This is a genomic window from Streptomyces sp. NBC_01410 (genome assembly GCF_045040195.1).
Lineage (GTDB): Bacteria > Actinomycetota > Actinomycetes > Streptomycetales > Streptomycetaceae > Streptomyces.
The window spans coordinates 4,082,493-4,098,584 of sequence record NZ_CP109530.1; the positions used below are offsets into that span (position 1 = coordinate 4,082,493).

General features: G+C 67.0%; 16 protein-coding genes. 12 read left to right on the forward strand and 4 right to left on the reverse strand.

Annotation, left to right across the window (positions count from 1 at the left end; all coding sequences use genetic code 11):
* Window positions 1–333 precede the first annotated feature (333 nt).
* The 4 genes from OG741_RS18605 to OG741_RS18620 all read right to left on the reverse strand — a co-directional run bounded on the left by OG741_RS18605 (window position 334) and on the right by OG741_RS18620 (window position 5,503).
* On the reverse strand, window positions 334–2,610 hold the full coding sequence (locus tag OG741_RS18605; RefSeq protein ID WP_405599302.1) for a hypothetical protein: 2,277 nt from the start codon (window positions 2,608–2,610) through the stop codon (window positions 334–336).
* A 581-nt stretch (window positions 2,611–3,191) separates the two neighbouring features.
* Window positions 3,192–4,070: an SUMF1/EgtB/PvdO family nonheme iron enzyme gene (locus tag OG741_RS18610; protein ID WP_405599304.1), complete on the reverse strand. Its 879-nt coding sequence runs from the start codon at window positions 4,068–4,070 to the stop codon at window positions 3,192–3,194.
* Between the two features lie 110 nt (window positions 4,071–4,180).
* A complete protein-coding gene (locus OG741_RS18615) occupies window positions 4,181–4,966 on the reverse strand; it encodes an aminotransferase class IV family protein (protein ID WP_405599305.1) in 786 nt (261 codons plus the stop codon).
* Between the two features lie 153 nt (window positions 4,967–5,119).
* Entirely contained in the window at window positions 5,120–5,503 is a 384-nt protein-coding gene (locus tag OG741_RS18620) for a GntR family transcriptional regulator (RefSeq protein ID WP_405599307.1), read from the reverse strand.
* 445 nt (window positions 5,504–5,948) lie between these two features.
* On the opposite strand from OG741_RS18620, the gene OG741_RS18625 reads away from it, so the two are divergent.
* From OG741_RS18625 to OG741_RS18680, 12 genes are all read left to right on the forward strand, one after another.
* On the forward strand, window positions 5,949–6,212 hold the full coding sequence (locus OG741_RS18625; protein WP_405599309.1) for a DUF6284 family protein: 264 nt from the start codon (window positions 5,949–5,951) through the stop codon (window positions 6,210–6,212).
* Window positions 6,212–6,487 carry a DUF6303 family protein gene (locus tag OG741_RS18630; protein ID WP_405599311.1) on the forward strand — a complete coding sequence of 92 codons (276 nt, stop codon included), beginning with the start codon at window positions 6,212–6,214 and terminating at the stop codon, window positions 6,485–6,487. Before OG741_RS18625 ends, OG741_RS18630 begins: the two co-directional genes overlap by 1 nt.
* Window positions 6,484–7,488, forward strand: a complete 1,005-nt coding sequence (locus OG741_RS18635; RefSeq protein WP_405599314.1) for a DUF2637 domain-containing protein — start codon at window positions 6,484–6,486, stop codon at window positions 7,486–7,488. Before OG741_RS18630 ends, OG741_RS18635 begins: the two co-directional genes overlap by 4 nt.
* A complete protein-coding gene (locus tag OG741_RS18640) occupies window positions 7,485–7,844 on the forward strand; it encodes an RRQRL motif-containing zinc-binding protein (protein ID WP_405599316.1) in 360 nt (119 codons plus the stop codon). The genes OG741_RS18635 and OG741_RS18640 overlap by 4 nt, the downstream gene beginning before the upstream one ends.
* Window positions 7,841–8,083, forward strand: a complete 243-nt coding sequence (locus tag OG741_RS18645) for a hypothetical protein (RefSeq protein WP_405599318.1) — start codon at window positions 7,841–7,843, stop codon at window positions 8,081–8,083. Before OG741_RS18640 ends, OG741_RS18645 begins: the two co-directional genes overlap by 4 nt.
* A gap of 94 nt (window positions 8,084–8,177) precedes the next feature.
* A complete protein-coding gene (locus OG741_RS18650) occupies window positions 8,178–9,749 on the forward strand; it encodes a hypothetical protein (RefSeq protein ID WP_405599321.1) in 1,572 nt (523 codons plus the stop codon).
* A 2-nt stretch (window positions 9,750–9,751) separates the two neighbouring features.
* Window positions 9,752–11,848 (forward strand): hypothetical protein, encoded by a 2,097-nt coding sequence (locus tag OG741_RS18655; protein ID WP_405599324.1) that lies wholly within the window; start codon window positions 9,752–9,754, stop codon window positions 11,846–11,848.
* 253 nt (window positions 11,849–12,101) lie between these two features.
* Window positions 12,102–12,419, forward strand: coding sequence for a hypothetical protein (locus OG741_RS18660; RefSeq protein ID WP_405599327.1), 318 nt, complete (start codon window positions 12,102–12,104; stop codon window positions 12,417–12,419).
* A gap of 50 nt (window positions 12,420–12,469) precedes the next feature.
* The gene (locus OG741_RS18665; protein WP_405599330.1) at window positions 12,470–12,928 is read left to right on the forward strand and encodes a hypothetical protein; all 459 of its coding nucleotides are present in this window, start codon (window positions 12,470–12,472) and stop codon (window positions 12,926–12,928) included.
* Window positions 12,929–13,016: 88 nt separating this feature from the next.
* Window positions 13,017–13,934 (forward strand): bifunctional DNA primase/polymerase, encoded by a 918-nt coding sequence (locus OG741_RS18670; protein ID WP_405599332.1) that lies wholly within the window; start codon window positions 13,017–13,019, stop codon window positions 13,932–13,934.
* 2 nt (window positions 13,935–13,936) lie between these two features.
* Window positions 13,937–15,412 carry an ATP-binding protein gene (locus tag OG741_RS18675; RefSeq protein ID WP_405599334.1) on the forward strand — a complete coding sequence of 492 codons (1,476 nt, stop codon included), beginning with the start codon at window positions 13,937–13,939 and terminating at the stop codon, window positions 15,410–15,412.
* 472 nt (window positions 15,413–15,884) lie between these two features.
* The gene (locus tag OG741_RS18680; protein ID WP_405599337.1) at window positions 15,885–16,088 is read left to right on the forward strand and encodes a helix-turn-helix domain-containing protein; all 204 of its coding nucleotides are present in this window, start codon (window positions 15,885–15,887) and stop codon (window positions 16,086–16,088) included.
* The last annotated feature ends 4 nt before the right edge of the window (window positions 16,089–16,092 follow it).

Below are 16,092 nucleotides of genomic sequence, written 5' to 3' on the forward strand. Positions count from 1 at the left end.
GGAAAGACGAGTGGCCCGGACCTGAAGGGTCCGGGCCGGCGTTTCGCAGAAGAGCCCCCTGTCGGATTCGAACCGACGACCTACGCATTACAAGTTGTCCGATCTTGTTCCGGTGGTGTCCACAAGTGTCCGCCGCGCACTCTCGCGCCTGATCGGGAGGTCTGACAGACACTCGACGGACCTTGGTGGACCACCCCGGAATGAGAGGCGATTGAGACCACGATTGAGACCACGAACCCTTCGTCGCGGGGTCCGCCGCCGGTGGCGGGGTGCTGCCGGACGCCGACCGGGCGTACCTCGGAGGCCAGCGCCAGTACGCACAGCAGGACCCACTCACGATCCTTCGAGGGATCTAAAGTTATGGACTCTGTTTGAGTAAATATCGCACAATTCAAGTAGATTTTTTGCTGTGTAGAACATCTTGAGGTCTTCGGCGCCCTCCAAGGGCAAGACTGGCCCACTCTCAGCTAGGCGAGTGGCCATCATGTTGAAGGCTTCGTCGAAGTGGTTCCTGTCTAGGTACCCTAGAGCTACCACCGAGGAATGCGCGAGACCAGGATCATATTCCATAGCGATTCTCATGGCCAGTTCCGCTGATGCCTCCTCATAGCCACGCTTCGTCAGCGTTTGCAGTAGCTCTAGCGGCGCATAGGAGCTATCGACAACTAGTGTCGATATTGAAGAGGAGATGCGAGTCAGGATCTCATTTGCTAGCTCCGCCTCTCCCGCCAAAAACAGGTTCTGTATGGTTGGGTGGATTGATATTGCCTTGGTGATGTCTACTTGATGGATCACCTCGCGTAAGTCTTGGCGCACTTTATTTGCTAGCTCGCCGCCTAGGAATTGGACTTGCGTGAGAAATGCGGCAAGGTGTTCAGGCCCCATATCGTGTCGACCGAACTGCAGCCTTGCTACTTCAAGCGCTGTCTCGTGGGTTCCTTCGGTCAGAGATTCCACCAGAGCATCAATGAGTTCGTTGGTTGACCAGAAGTCACTGGTGTCAACTGCATCCAAAGAGCGCCTGATGGTCTCGCTATACGTCTGAACTGCCTCCAACTCCTCCGCCTCGCATAGCTCCCTAATTATGGCTGCCATCTCTAGTGGGGGACCAATCTGAAGGCTGGAGGTGGAACTGGCCATGCGTTTGACGAGCCGGGCTTTCTGTGGCGGGTGATCGTGTAGGTCCATCAATAGCCACCCCAGCTGTGCAGTATCACTCAGCGAAACGACACCTATGTAGCCGTTGGCCGATTTCTCAGCAGCCTCAGGGTCAAGGGATGGGTTGCTCATTAGCGCTGCGAGCGCTTCGGGATCTCCTAATGCAGCGAGTGGATCCCAGAGGTCAGCTGCACACTTGTGCATTCCGCGTTCATCTGCTGCTCGCGCAAACGTTGCGAGCTCTGAAAAGTCTTCTACGTTATCGACAACGGCAGCCCAGAAAGATCGGGGAACCGGACTCTGGGAACGCTCTTCTTGCGCATGTTGTACGAGATAATCTGCAAGCTGGAAGATGACTGACCGATCGGACTTCACGCGAGGTCGGAGCCTCGAAAGAGGTCTCGCGGCACCGCGAAGTTGTGCAGTCGCGCGCTCAATCGCCTTTGCGAACCAGTCGTCTTCTAATGCACCCCACTCTTCGTCTGTCAGGTATCCAGGAGCGCTGTCAATCAAAAAGCCCTCACTGACGGACTTTGGGCGGCCAACCGTGTATGCGTCCATGGCCGAACAAAGAATAGCCCAAGTCTCAGGGCTACAGTCTCGACTATCCCTGAAGAATTCAAGAAGCGCCGGCCCAGCCGCAATGTACTGCGTCACGCGTTCCGGAGAAGAGGCGAGAGCGGCACGCAACCGAGGGTCTGATGAAGCTGCCGCACGCAGGCTATCCCTCGGAAATATAGGTTCTATTTCTATCCTAGTCGCCTGGTTAGTAAGCAGAGCCTTGGACTGCGGGTATACACCATCAGCTTTAGTAAGCTCTTGCCAATAGCGCGGCCATATTGTGCCGATTAGTTTGACATCAATATCGCTAGACAGAAACTCCCTAATGGCCGCTGCAGCCTGTTCGCCGTCACTAGGTAGGAGGTAGTCCTGTAACTCGTTCAGCCAAACGATACTTTTGGGCCGCAGTTGGCCAGTCGAGGTGGCTCTGATGAGAGCTTCGGTTTTTCTTGGATAAAGTGGATGATGGAGAAGCCATCCCGTCATTCTTTTTGCTGCCTCGTAGGCTGCCCGCGTTTTCCCGGATGAGGACTCCCCCACCAGCACAATCAACTGCGGCCCCTCGCCTGTGAGTGCGCTCCGCAGGGCCAAGTCATGCCCCCTCTCGATGTAATTAGTAACATCCGTTGGGGCGCCTTCCATCTGGATTGGGCGATGCACCTCTAGCAGATACGGGTCTGTGCATTTTTCAACCGACTTGCCAAGCCAGCTCGAAGATTGCGTCTCGTGGCTTTTTGACGTCCGCCGTGCGCGCTTCTCTTTTATCGCTGCCATTCTTAGCGCCTCGAAGCGCACAACTTCGGGGCCAACACTTCGACCAGCCATACTGGCGAGACTTGCCACGAGTGCCGCAAGATCGGTTTTTCGCGCAGCAACGGATTTGGCACTCATCCAGTCACTAATCGACGACGTACTAATTGATAGGGAACTTCGACTGGCTGAGACTCGCTGAGCCAAGGCGCGCAGCTTCGGACTGCCCGCAGCGGCGTGCAGGCTCCGTAGGGACGAGGCCAACAGCTCTTGTGCATCACTTTGAGGCGTCAACTGCTCTCCTCCGCTCCTGTCCGAAGGTGTCCACTCCTGGACAGGTCGGACGAGCCCGTGAACTGCGAGTTTGTCGCGCCGAGGACGCTCACGGTCGCCGGACAGCACTCAGTCTGTCGCACTGGCGGCGTCAACAACGGGTGTGACTGAGATCGGAGTCCGACTGTGGGTACCTTCAGCCGAGTTCTTGAGCTGCTAGCAGGCGTGAGTGACGGGGTGACGGCGCTATGCCTTCTTCGCCTGGCTCGGCCCGTCCTGTTGTTTGCGGCCTTCCGGACAGCATCACGGCGGGTCTCAAGCAAGGATCAGACCAAGCTGTTTGCGAGCCTGGCTGGTGCCGTAGACGGCTGCAGCCAGCGGACCGCCTGTGACCAACAGGACGGATTGGCGTGATGCGCGCTGGCGGACAATTCGTGGACCCCTGCGCATCATCGCTTGCTGGTTCCCATCTGCTCCAATGCCGCTACGCAACGAAACCCGGTGTCGTCGTCGTGCATCATGTCGCTGGCGTCATTGGAGGCCGCGGGCGCTCCCCGGAACAGCGGACTCGTGAAGGCGCTGCCACGGAGTTCGTACCGCCCTGGCGTGGTCGGCGTCGCGAGCCATTCCCACACGTTGCCCACCATGTCGTAGACCCCGTAGGGCGAAACACCACTGTGGTACCGAGAGACAGACGTGGTGCGCTCCACTCCAGTCTCTCGAACGTTGCACTTTGCGGCGGTCTTCTGGTCGCCCCAGGGGAAGGTACGGCCGGCAGTTCCCCGCGCCGCCTTCTCCCATTGCTCAGCTGTCGGCAGCGACTTCCCTGCCCACGTCGCGTACGCGCTCGCCTCTCGCCAAGTCACGTGCACAACAGGGTGGTCGTACAGCTCACGCGGGCACCGGCCGTTCTCCCAGTGCTCAGGCACCGGATGCTGCGTGGCCGCGCAGAACCGCGCATAGTCCGCATTGGTCGTCGGGAAGGTGTCGATGTGGAACTCATCGACCCACACCGGATCGTCGTCCTCCCCCGAAAGGAAGATCCCTTCCGGAACATGTGCCATGAGCTTCCCGTCACCGGGATGCTTCACGTACTCGCCGCTGCTCGTCTGATCTTCATCGGGTTCGATGACCGCTTGGGTAGGGACGTCGTCCGCCGCAAGGATGCCGACGAAACGCCCCTGAGCGTCCTGGTTGGCATTGGCGAGCAGGGTGTCCAAGGCTGCTTGGTTCACCATGCGCAGGGTGGCTTGCTCGCCGTCTCCCTCCCACCGAGAGACGATGCGATCGGACACCCCGAGCTTCTCAGAGAACTCCATGAGGCTCATGCGTACGGCTTCACGCAGTGCCTTAACTTCACGTCCGGTCCATTTCGTAACTAGTGGCATGGGCTACCTCTGTCGTGATTCACCGCCCCATAAGGGGCGGCGGCACGCGTCTACGGGCGGTCGCCGGGAATCCCGGCGTAGCCGACACGTAGTGCGTCGAGCACGGGGTGGTCCTGCGAGAACTTCACGTCGTCGAGCGCACTCACGGAGCGCACGCCGATCGTCGTGTTCGTGGCGAATGCGGCGGCCATGTTCGGGACGTCGGCAAGCTGGACAGGGGCGGTGACCTGCTTGGGAGCGTCAAGGCTTTGGAGCAGGAGCATCGTCGTGCCGGGGAGCACGGGGGCGTCTGGCCAAATGACTGTCCCGTCCTGGTGGACGAAACCCAGGTTCCACGTGCCGCCCTCGGAGATGCGTCCGTCGGGTTCGACGAACACCGCATCGTCGAACCCGGCGAGTTGAGCGTCACGCCGAATCCGGAGCTGCGAGTGGAGGCCGATGTGCTTCACTGCCGCGCTGTCTCGAGTGAAGGTGAAGGATTTTGCGGTGAGTGGTGGCGGGGGCATGGCGCCCCCCGGCCGCAAGTTCACTAGAACGTGAGGGTCTTTGGCATCGCTGGGTCGGCCCATGTCGATCGCGGGATCGAAGATCGTGACTCGGAGACCAGCGACACCGGTGAGGCCTTCGGCTGCCTTACGGATGTAGCTCAGCGTCAGCTCACGGTCCAGCTCAACGCCGAAGACGATTCGACAGTCCCGCACCAGTCGGTCCAGGTGGAGCGAAAGCCCCCGGATGGTGCCATCCTCCATCCGCATGGACGTGAAGTGCCCGTAATTCGTGAGGGCGAGGCTCTGGAGTTCGTCGAGGGTGACGGGTTTTCCGTTCAGTTCAGCCATGAGGTCAGTCTGGCACTCGCTGACGGCACGCCAACACCCGCCCAAGCAGCCAAAGTTCGGATTAGTTCGGTGCAGGGGCGGCGGGAGTACATACTCGCGGAGCGCTCGCCGGGACAGGCTAAGAGCATGATGACGAACGCACCGCGAGAGACGCTAGGCGCCGGTCTCCGCCTTGGCGGGGCCAACGACCGCCTCAAGCTGCTTGACGCGCTCGACAAGGCCGGCGAGTTCGGTCGAGACACGCGCGACCTCGGCTTGCAGGTCGGTCAGGCGCTGGGCAGCCTCACGGGGCACCTGCTCGCCGGGGGCAGGATCGCGAACGTAGGTGCCGCTCCCGGCACGTCCCTCGACCAACCCCTCTTCCTGAAGTTGCGAGTAGGCGTTCTGCACGGTCATCAGGGCTACGCCGAGCTTCTTGGCATAGGCCCGAGCGCCAGGGAGTCGGTCTCCGGGGCCGAACGTCCCCGCGGCGACTTGGTCTCTGACCCTGGCTGCGATCTCGCGGGCGTTGGGCTTCCGCTTCGGCTGTGAGTCCACCCCGAAAGCGTACTTGACCTAGGTCGCTTGCAATCAGGACGCGTGAAGACTTGACGCTTCAAAGTGACCTAGGTAGCTTTCATTCCAACGACAGGTGACCTAGGTCGCTTTTCGGATATCGCTGACCTGCACAAACGCCCGGAGGGCTCCGTGAAACGGGCTCGAAGGAAGCGACCGTTCCTTGACAACTCAACAGCGTGCGCATGAGGGAATCCCGCCCCACCTCGTAATAGCGGGCGGGCGCGTACGGGTCCTGTCCCGTGCGCTGAACAGCGCATCTCGACTTCCCGCGGCCCAAGTAGCTGCGGCCGGTTGCCTCCGCTGCTCGTCTCGTACGAGCAGCGCTGAGGGGAGCCGGATTCACCGACTTCAACGGCGCGCGGCCCCGGTGTTCGTGCACCGGGGCCGCTGTTTGGGCCGTTCCCACCTGAAAGGAACACGACCCATGAAGAACATTGCCACAGGTCAGATGCTTGCAACGGCTGCCGGGTTCGATCGTGAGCCGACGGCGGGGGAGCTGGATGCGATCGAGCGCGAGATGCCCGCCATTGCGGCGGAGGTCGAGCTGCTGGACGCGCAGATCACGACCCTGGACCGAACACCGTCGCCGCTGGACGTCCGCCGGATCCGGCGGGCCCGCCGGCGGGTGCTGGTCGCCCGCCGGGAGCTGACCAACCGGGGCGTCACGGGTTCGCCGGAGGTGGCTTGATGGCCACGTTCAAGGCGCAGCTCGCGAACAGCGGAGGCCAGTGGTGCCTGTACGTGGTGCTGCTCGGGGTGCCGGTGTCGCAGTGGCCCGAGCGCGCTTTCGGCAGTGCTGTGGTGCCGACTGTTCAGGAGCGTTCACGGGCGCTGAACGCGCTCGGATACGTGTTCACGGAGGGCGCGGAGTGGGAGTGGATCGAGGACAGTGCAACGTTTGACGACCCGTCGTCGGCGGTGCTGCTGATCGCGTCGGTCACGGTGCGGGAGGCGGGCGAATGAACAGTGTTCAGATCCGTTCAGCAGAGCGCGCGTTGTCGGTCGGGACGTGGCTGATCGTGGCCGGGGCGATGCTCTACTCCATCCTCACGGTCACGCCGCTCATGGCCGTTCACACCCCTGATGAGTGGGACTGGACGGCGCCGATTCTGCCGCTGGTGGTGGACGCCGCGGTCGTCATCGTGGTCCGCCTGGACGCGGTGCTGGCCCGGCTGGGCGGGCACGGTGGCCGGTGGCCGATCGCGCTGCGGTGGATGACCGGCTGCATGACCCTCGCGCTCAACGTCGCCGACTCCGCGCTGAGGAAAGACCTGGTGGGCGTGGCTGTGCACGCGGTCGCGCCGCTGCTGCTGATCGTCACGGCAGAGACCGGACTCGCCTACCGCCGGGCCATCACCGCCGCCTTGGCCGCGCAGGAAGCCCGCATGCGGGCCGAGCAGAACGAGCGTGAGCAGGCTGCGCGGGAGCAGCGCGAGGCGGACGAGCAGCGGGCCCGCGAGGAACGCGAGCACGCCGCGACGCTGGCCCGTGAACAGCGCGAGCACGAGGCCCGCCTCGCCCGTGAACAGACCGAACGGGAAGAGGCGGCACGGCGTGAGGAGCGCGAGCGGGCCGAAGCCCGCGAGCGTGCCGAGCGTGAAGCCCATGAACGCCGTGAACGTGAGCGTGAACAGCAGCAGCGCGAGCGTGAACGCCTTGAACGCGAAGCCTCCCAGCGCCGCGAGGCGGAGCAGCAGCAGCGCGAGGAAGCCGCCCGCCGTGAACAGCAGGAGCGGGAGGAGCGGGCCGCGCGTGAACGCGCCGCACTCCTCGCGGCCGGGCCGGTGAACGAGAGGCTGCCCGAGGACCGCGCCCGCGCCGTCGTGCATGCCGCGTTCGCCGAGGGCATGCCGGTGCGGTCGGCTGCGGACTTGTGCGGTTGGTCGGTCGGCTGGGTCTCCACCCGCTACCAGGAGTACCGCGACACCACCGCCGGCCGGACGCTCGAAGGCGCATCGTCGTGAGCGCGCTGCCGGTCTACCGATGGCGCCTCGCCCCGGACGGCTACGCCACCTACCGCCAACTCCGAGCGCTCGGGCTGCGGCCCGGCGGCCAGGGCGTCGCCGCCGAACTTCAGCGCCCGCGCCGCCGGCGCGGCCCGCTGGTCGCCTACCTCTACCGGATCGACCGGGCCAAGCCCGTCCGCCCCATGACCCCCGCCAAACGCGCGGCCCTGGAGCGGGCGAACGCCGCTCGCCGGATCTGCCCGAACTGCCGCCAAGACGCGGGCTATCGCATCCCGCCGTCGCGCGGCATGTGCACGCCCTGCGCCGACTCACTCGCATCCGCTGCCGGACACGACAGGAGACACAGCACATGAGCAGCCAGACGGAAGAGAGCAGCACCCCGGCCGCCGGGAGTCAGGGCTCGCACCACTATGTGCTGACTCTCGATCTGCCCGGCCGGGTTGCCGGTACCTGGTACGGCACCGTCACCCCGGCCTGCGACGACACCCGGCACAGCCTCTTCGTGGCTCTGCGGGACCAGATCGGCACGGAGAACCCCGCGTTCGCCAGGGCCAACGTCGTCTTTTTCTCTCTGGAGCCGAACCGGCTCTGACCTGCAACACCTCGCCCAGCAGGGCCTGCACGCCGCGCCTACCAAGCATCGCGTGCGGGCCCTGCTGTTCTCCAGCGAAGGAGTGCACACCAGCATGACGGACACCACCATCGCTCCGGAAGCGGGCACCGAGGCCCCGCCGGACACCACACCGCCCCCGGCCGAACCGCCATCTGCCCCGGCCGTCGCCGAGGTTGAGCACACGCCGGGCGGGTGGCCGGTCGTCCCGCTCGCGGTGACCGGCACAAACACCACCACGTCCCTGCTGGCCGCCGCCGCGCTGGTCGGCGGACCTGCCGCGCTCGCCGTCGCCGCCACCGGCGCGGTCGTGCTCGGCACCGCCGCCGCGGCCACCCGCCACCGCCGCGACCGCAGGAGGAAGACGACGACCGGCCGCGCGGCCCGAACCCGAAGCGCATCGGCCGGGGGCACATCGGCCGGCCGTGCCTCCCGGCACGGTGCGGGGCGGGTGCCGGGCCAGTCCCGTAACGGGAACGCCGGCACCACGAGGGCCGCTGGTCGTAGCCGGGGTAAGTCGCCCCGCGCTGCTGCCGGTTCCCCTGCGGCTGCCAAGGCAGGAGGGCTGAACCGCAGCCTTCGCAAGGCCGCCGCCGCGGCGCCACTGTCCGCAGCGTCGGGCACGGGTCGGGGCAGGGTCGGGCAGGTCAAGGCGCTGCGGGATTCGGCCCGGCAGGCGTCGCCGTCGCGGGCTGCTCGCCGCAACGACACGCAGGGCGCCCGCCGTTCGGTAGCGGATGCGCGGCGGCAGGCCAAGGCCGACCAGCGGTCCGCCTCGCTCGCGAAGAAGGGGCTGGTCGGCCGGGCTGTGGGGAAGGCTGCCGGGCGCGTTGGCAAGGCTCGGGGTGCGGCGATAGAGCGCGCCCGTAAGGCGCGTGACCAGCGGACGGCCGGGCAGGTCGCCGGGCAGCGCGACCAGGTGCGTAAGGCACCGGCCCGCAAGGAGGCGCGCAAAGCCCTGCGTCGTTCGGCTGCTCGCCTCCAGCGTCGCCGCCTGCTCGCGGCCCTGCTCGCCGGTGCCCTGGGCATCGTCGGTCTGATCACGTCCCCGATCGGCCGCAAGCTCGGGCTGCCGTGGCTGGTGCACCCGGGCCGCCGTCTCTATGCCCGCATGATGCGCACCGCCGACGAGCAGCGCACAGCGCGGGATGAGGAGATCCGGGCGGCCCGGCAGGACGCCGAGGCCGCTGTCGATGCCGAGGCGGCCGAGGACAACGACGAGCAGATCGGGGACACGGCCAAGCGTCCGGCCGGGCCGACGCCGGCAGCACCCACCAGCAGCGAGAGCAGTGAGGGAGAGATCGTGTCTGGTTTCCGGTTCGAGGAGTACGCGGCGGAGATGGAAGCCGCGGCCAACAGCTACGACCCCGAGGACGCCATGGAGATCCTGGCCATGGTCGAAGGGCTCCCGGCCGCGCTGACCAGCGTGGCGAACGTGATGCGGATCCTCGCGGAGCGGGCCGACTCGGAGTTCCCGCTGGAGAAGGAAGTCGCGGACGGCTTCAACGACATCTTCGGCGCCCTGATGTCCGCGGTCGCGGTCGCCGAGGACATGGGCCCGCTGTTCCGCCAAGCCCACGAGCAGGACATCGCCCGCCACGAGGACCCGCGCAACGGGACCGAGGCCGAGAAGGGATGGAACGTCTAACCATGACCACCAACACACAGGCCAGCACAGGGCCGGTGTGGGACTGGGCTGCCGGTCACGGACCCGTGACCGGCGCTCTGTCCGCCACCACCGGCGCCTTCGCCCTCGCCACCACCGGCGCCGCCACCGGCATGCCCCCGGGCTGGGTGCTCGCGGTCGGCGCGGCCGGGGCGATCGGCCACACCGCCACCAGCCTCCGCGACCGGCTCTCCGCCCGCACGATCGGCATGCGCGCCGCCTCGTGGCTGCTCGGTGCCGGGTGGACGACATGGGCCATGGCTTCGGGCCCACTCACATGGGCCGCCCTCGGATCCCTCGCCACCCTCGGCGTCGGCCTCGGGGCTGCCGCCCGCGCCACCCTCCTGCACGAGGAGGCACGGGAGCTGGAGGCGATCGCCGCCGCCGAACGACAGGTCTCCCAGGAACTCTCCGCGGAGCGGCGGGCGATCGCGGCGGAGTGGGTGGACCGGATCCAGCGCGTGTGCGGCATCACCGTGCGCGTCCTCGCGGTCGAGATGTGGCCCACCGGGGCCGGGTTCACCATCGATGCCGCGCTCCCGCTGGGTGGCGTCACCTACGACAAGATCGCGCGGGAGTCCGGACGGCTGTCCGCCGATGCCCGGCTGCCGCACGGCTGCACCGCTTCCGCCTCGCAGGGCATCGACCAAGGCCGCGTCCTCATCGACGTGACCACGGTCAACGTGCTCGCGGCAGCGGTCACTTACCCGACCGACTACGGGCCGCTGTCCCTCCACACGGGCATCCCGTGGGGGTATCGCACCAACGCCGAAGAGATCCGCGCCTACCTGCGCGAGCAGTGCGCGCTCGTGGTCGGCCCGACCGGCTCGGGCAAGACCAACATGGTCCACGTCATCCTCGCCGGATTCGCCCGCGCCGAGGACGTCCTCACCTGGGTGATCGACCTCAACGCCGGATCGGCCGGACTCCCGTGGGTCCTGCCCGCCCTCAACAGCACACCCGAGCAGCCGATACGGCCCGGGGTGGACTGGCTGGCCGCCTCTTACGAGGAGGCGCTGCTGATGCTGGATGCGGCGGTCCGGGTCGCGAAGCACCGCAAGATGGCCTACCAGGACCTGATGTCGAAGGCGAACACCGATCTGCTGCCGGTCAGCGCGAAGATTCCGCAGATCATGCTGGTCGTCGACGAGGGCGCGGAGATCCTGACCAGCAACGACAAGAACATGCGGGAGCTGGCCAGGAAGATCCTGGAAGTCATCCGCATCGCCCGCGCCATGGGCGTGCGCACCGTGCTCACCGCGCTCGGGGCCACCGGCTCCGTGCTCGGGAACCTGATGATCCGCCGCGAAGCCAAGGTCCGTGTCGCGCTGACCGGTGGTGAGACCGAGGGCATGGACCTGGGCAAGATGTTCTCCGGCAGCCGCGGACTCAAGACCGACCAGGCCCCCTACAAGGGCGCAGGGTTCATGGGCACCCCCGAATCAGCCCCGGCGCTGTTCAAGAACTGGCGCATCCTGCCCAACCAGATCCGCGACATCGTCGCCGCCACCTCCGACCGGCACCCCACCCTGGACGCCACCTCCGCCAAGGCGGCGGGGCAGGACTACGCCCGCCGCTGGTACAGCGACCGCATCGCCTGGATGCACGACCACGACCATGCACCCGCCACGGGTACAGCGGCCGAGTCCGCCGGCACCCCGGGCGGACTGAACCTCTCCGCCCTGCGCGAGCAGCCGCCCGCCGCAGAGTCCGCCGCGGACGCGCTCGCCCGGAAGTTCCGCGAGCAGATCGACGCCCAGTTCGCCACCGCCCCCGAACCCGGAGCCACCGAGCCGGACACGGGGACGGAGCAGCCGCCCACACCGGCAGGGCTGAACCTCTCCGCCCTGCGGGCCGAGGACAACGCAGCGAAGGATGTCGCGCTCGCCCTGCTGCTCGCCGCCGGGCCGGAGGGCACCGGGGCGTCCGCCATCGCCCGCGCGCTCGCGGACGAGCACGGCACCACCCGGCAAACCGTCGTCGGATGGCTCAAGACATGGACCGACGACGGCACCGCCGTACGCGTCGGAGCGGGCACCAAAGCCCGCTACGTCCACCACCGCCACGCCCCCGAGGCGTGACCGCCTGTCGCTTGTCGCCCATCCCTGCGAGAAGGGCTCTGGCGGCTTGCTGAGGGCCCGAAACGGCTTGTGACCTGCAAGGCGACAAGCGACAAGACAAGACAAGCGACAAGCCGCACGACAAGTCAGACGACAAGCGACACGACAAGCCGACATCGTACGGCGCTGCGCATCGGGCCGGTTTCCACACCCTGTGGAGACCGGCCCGCCCCGTTCCCACACCACCCACCGCGAGATGAACGGAGGCACCACCATGACCCACCACCCGCCCGGACCCGAACCGGGAACTATCGCCCCGCACATACCCGCCGACATCTACCGGCAGGCCGAACGAGAAGGCCGCCCGATCATCGTCGTCCTCCAGGCCGCCCCGGCAGCCCGGACCGCGCACACCTACCTGGTGCCGCTCGGTCTGGGACTCGCGACCGCGATCGGGGTTGCTGGCACCGTCGCCGCGCTCCTCGCGCTGTTCGAGTTCGCCATCCACACCGCAACCCTCATCGGCGGCGCCGCCGGACCCATCGGCATCGGCGGCCTCACGTTCAAGCTCACCCGCCCCAAGGGCCAGTGACCCACGACAGCACGTCCCGCCAACGGCACCACCAAGCAACGGGAGCCCTCATGTTCGAGATCCGAATCGTCTGCGCCACCACCGATACCGACCGCATCGTCGCCGCTCTGGACGACGCCTTCAACGCCGGAACCATCTCGGGCTACCCCGACAGCGACGGCAAGCAGGAACGCCTCTACCTCTACGCCGACCACAAGAACGCCCCCACCAGGCCCATCTCGGAGTGGCCCAGCCTCACCGAGGCTTACGCCACTGCCCCGGACGCGCCGAGCGAACTGAACTGGCTGTGCGACCGCGAGCCGCACGAGCGTGACCGTGAGTGGTGGCTGCGCCGCGCCGGCGTCGTCGACCGCATGGCCACCGGCCTCGCCCCCGGCTGCATCGCCACCGAGGAACAGGCGCTCGACATCGCCCGAAAGTTCATGGCACTGGACGACACCGCCGTGATCTGCGACCCGCGCGCCTACGTCCGCCAGCAGTACGCACGCTGGGCCACCGACCACCACTAGCTACGCCAAGGGCGGCCCCCGTCTCACGCCAATGAATCGGGACCGCCCTTGCCACCCAGCACCTACTAAGGAACTGGAGACGTCCAGCATGACCCAACCCATCGACATCAGGCGAGCAGGCGGCCCGCGGCCGTTACTGCTCGATGTCTACTCGTGCTCCGGCGGTGGCGTCATGAGCGAGCACCTGCACACGGCCCTCCGACTCGTGGCCAGCGGCCTGCCCGCCCTGCCCCTACGGAAGGGCAAGGTGCCCTTCGGGAACTGCCGGGCATGCGCCAAGAATGCGTGCGGTGGCCGGCCGAACATGAAGACCCCGGGCCGCTGCCCCTGCCCGTCGCCCTGCCACGGCTGGGCCGCCGCCACCACCGACCCCCGCATCATCAACTCGCCCACGTGGCGGCGGGCGTGGCGCGACGCGGCGGCGGTGGCCTACCACCCTGGCGGCGCCGGTCTCACCGTCGTGGACCTCGACAACGCGGAAGCCATCGCGTGGGCCCGTGCGAGCCTTCCCGCCACACGGACCGTGCCGACGACCCGGGGCGAGCACTGGCTCTACAAGGGCGTCATGCAGTCCGCCAACGCCGTACGGCCCGGCGTCGACATCAAGTCCACCATGGCCTACGCCCGGTGGCTTGGCCCCGGCACCGGCCCCATCACGGCACTCCCGGACGTCGTCCGCGGACTGGCCGTGAAGGAGCCCACCGCACTCCGGCCGGCGGCCATCACCGTGCCCGCACTAGCCGGTGGCGGGGAGTGCCCTCACCGCACGCCCGCGTATCTGGACCGTGGCATCGCCATGGCCGAGCAGCGCATCACCGAAGCCTCCAGCGCGGTCCACGCCACCGTCTACCGGACCTTCCTCGCCGTGCTGTCCACCCACGGCCGGTGCGGCTGCCTCACCGAAGCCCACATCAGCAGGCTGTTCACCGCCGCCCAGACCAAGGGCGAATCGGCCCGGCACTGCACCGACGCGTGGACCAACGCCCGCACCAGGTTGGGACTGTAGCCATGGCAGACGACGAGAAGACCCCCGCCCGCGAGGTCATCACCGACTACGCCCAAGAGCACTTCCGGTACTTCCGCACCCCCGACGGCACCGTCTACGCACAGAAGAAGGGCCACCCCGTGGCCCGCCCCATCCGCTCCCAGGGCACCACGGGCAGCCACCGTCAGGAACTCATGGTCGGCCTGTTCAGGGACGGGCGCGGCGTGTTCAACGGGACCGCGCTCAAGGAGGCGTTGGACCTGATCGAAGCGCTCGCGCTGTCGGAGGACGTGCAGCCGGTACATATCCGCGTCGCCCCGGGATTCGACAGGGCAACGTGGCTGGACCTGGGCCGCGATGATGGGCAGTCCGTCCGCATCCACCCCACCGGCTGGGACATCGCCATCCCCGACCCGCGCGAGGTGTGCTGGCGGCGCACGCAGCTCACCGGGGAACTGCCCCTGCCCGTCAAGGACACCGACGGCAAGGGCATCGATCTCCTGCTCAGGCTGTGCAACTTCGCCAACGCGGAGACCGAGTGCCTGGCCATCGCCTGGCTGATCGGCTGCCTCGGGCCGTCCGTGCCCGTCCCCGCGCCGTTCCTCACCGGGCCGCAAGGTGCGGGCAAGTCCACGGGCGGGCGGATGCTCATCCGGATCGTTGAGGGCATGGGCGGGGACCTGCGTCGGGCGCCGAAGGATGAGGAGAACCTGATCGCAGCGGTGGCTGCCGGATGGGTCACCGCCCTGGACAACCTCTCCCACATGACCCCGGAGCTGTCCGACGCGATGTGCTGCATCGTCACCGGAGCCGAGAGCGTTAAGCGCGCTCTGTTCACCGACGGGGACGTGTTCCGCGTCGGCTATCGCCGGCCCCTGCTCCTGACCGGGATCGATGTGGGCGTCATCCGCCCGGATCTCGCGGAACGGCTCCTGCCCCTGCGGTTGGAGCGGCCCCGCGTGAGGCGGACCGAGGCGGAACTGTGGGCGGACTACGCGGAGGTTCTGCCCGTCATTCTCGGCTCGCTCCTGGACCTCACGGTCAAGGTCCGCGCGGTGGAGGCGGAGACTCCTACTGATCTGCGGATGGCGGACTTTGCGCACCTGTGCGCGCAGCTCGATGCCGCGACCGGGCTGGGGGCGCTTACCGCGTACCGGGCGAGTCTGGACGACCTGAACGACGACGTGATCGAGGGTGACCTCCTCGCGCAGACCGTCCTCAGGCATGCCGACACGATCGCTCCGGGCGCGGCGCAGCGGATGACCTCTACCGAGTGGCTGCACCTCCTCAGCGGCCTCTACAGCAGCGACGAGCCGCGTCCCCTGCCCAAGGGGTGGCCGACCACGGGCAAAGTCCTATCCGACCGGCTCAAGCGCCTCCAACCGACCCTGGCCGCCCGGGGCGTCCTCATCGATTCCGGGCGCACCAGCACGGGCCGCTACCTCGAAATGACCCGCCCGGCCACCCCGCCCCCACACCAGCAAAAGCGGGTGTTCTGACCCGCGCCCCGCGCTCGCCCGGACAAGCAAGAAGAGCACCAGTCGCCGTGGCGTGCTCCTCTTGCTGTTCGGCGGAACGCCGCCCGAAGGACGCGCCGCGCAGCGGCTCCTTCTTCACGCTGTGAGGCGCACCGAACTACAACAGACACCCCCTCTTTTGTCCTAAGAGGGAAGACGCTGCGTCATCTGCGTCACGAGGGACGCTAAACGGCCCCTGACCTGCGGCGAAAGGCATGACGCAGACTCCGATCCCTGCGTCATCCTGCGTCATCTGCGTCACCCGATGACGCAGCCCATGCCGCACCGATGACGCAGCCCCTGACCACCGCGTCAAGCAAAACAGCAGGTCAGGAGCCCAAATGACGCTGGTGACGCAATGACGCAGAAATCCGTACCTCGGACACACGCGGGCCAAGGGCCCGCGCCCAACTCCCCTTTAAGGCAATGACGAACTGCCCTGGAGGCACCCCGGATGAGCACCGCGATTGCTGCCCCCGTAGACCGGCTCCTCTACAAGCCGGAAGAGGCAGCCGAAGCGCTCGCCATCGGACGTTCGACCGTCTACGAGCTGATGGCCGAAGGCGCCCTGAAGTACATCAAGTTGGGCCGCACGCGTCGGATTCGGCGCACTGACCTCGAATCGTACGTAGCGGCCCTCCCGCCCCACCACAACTGACCTA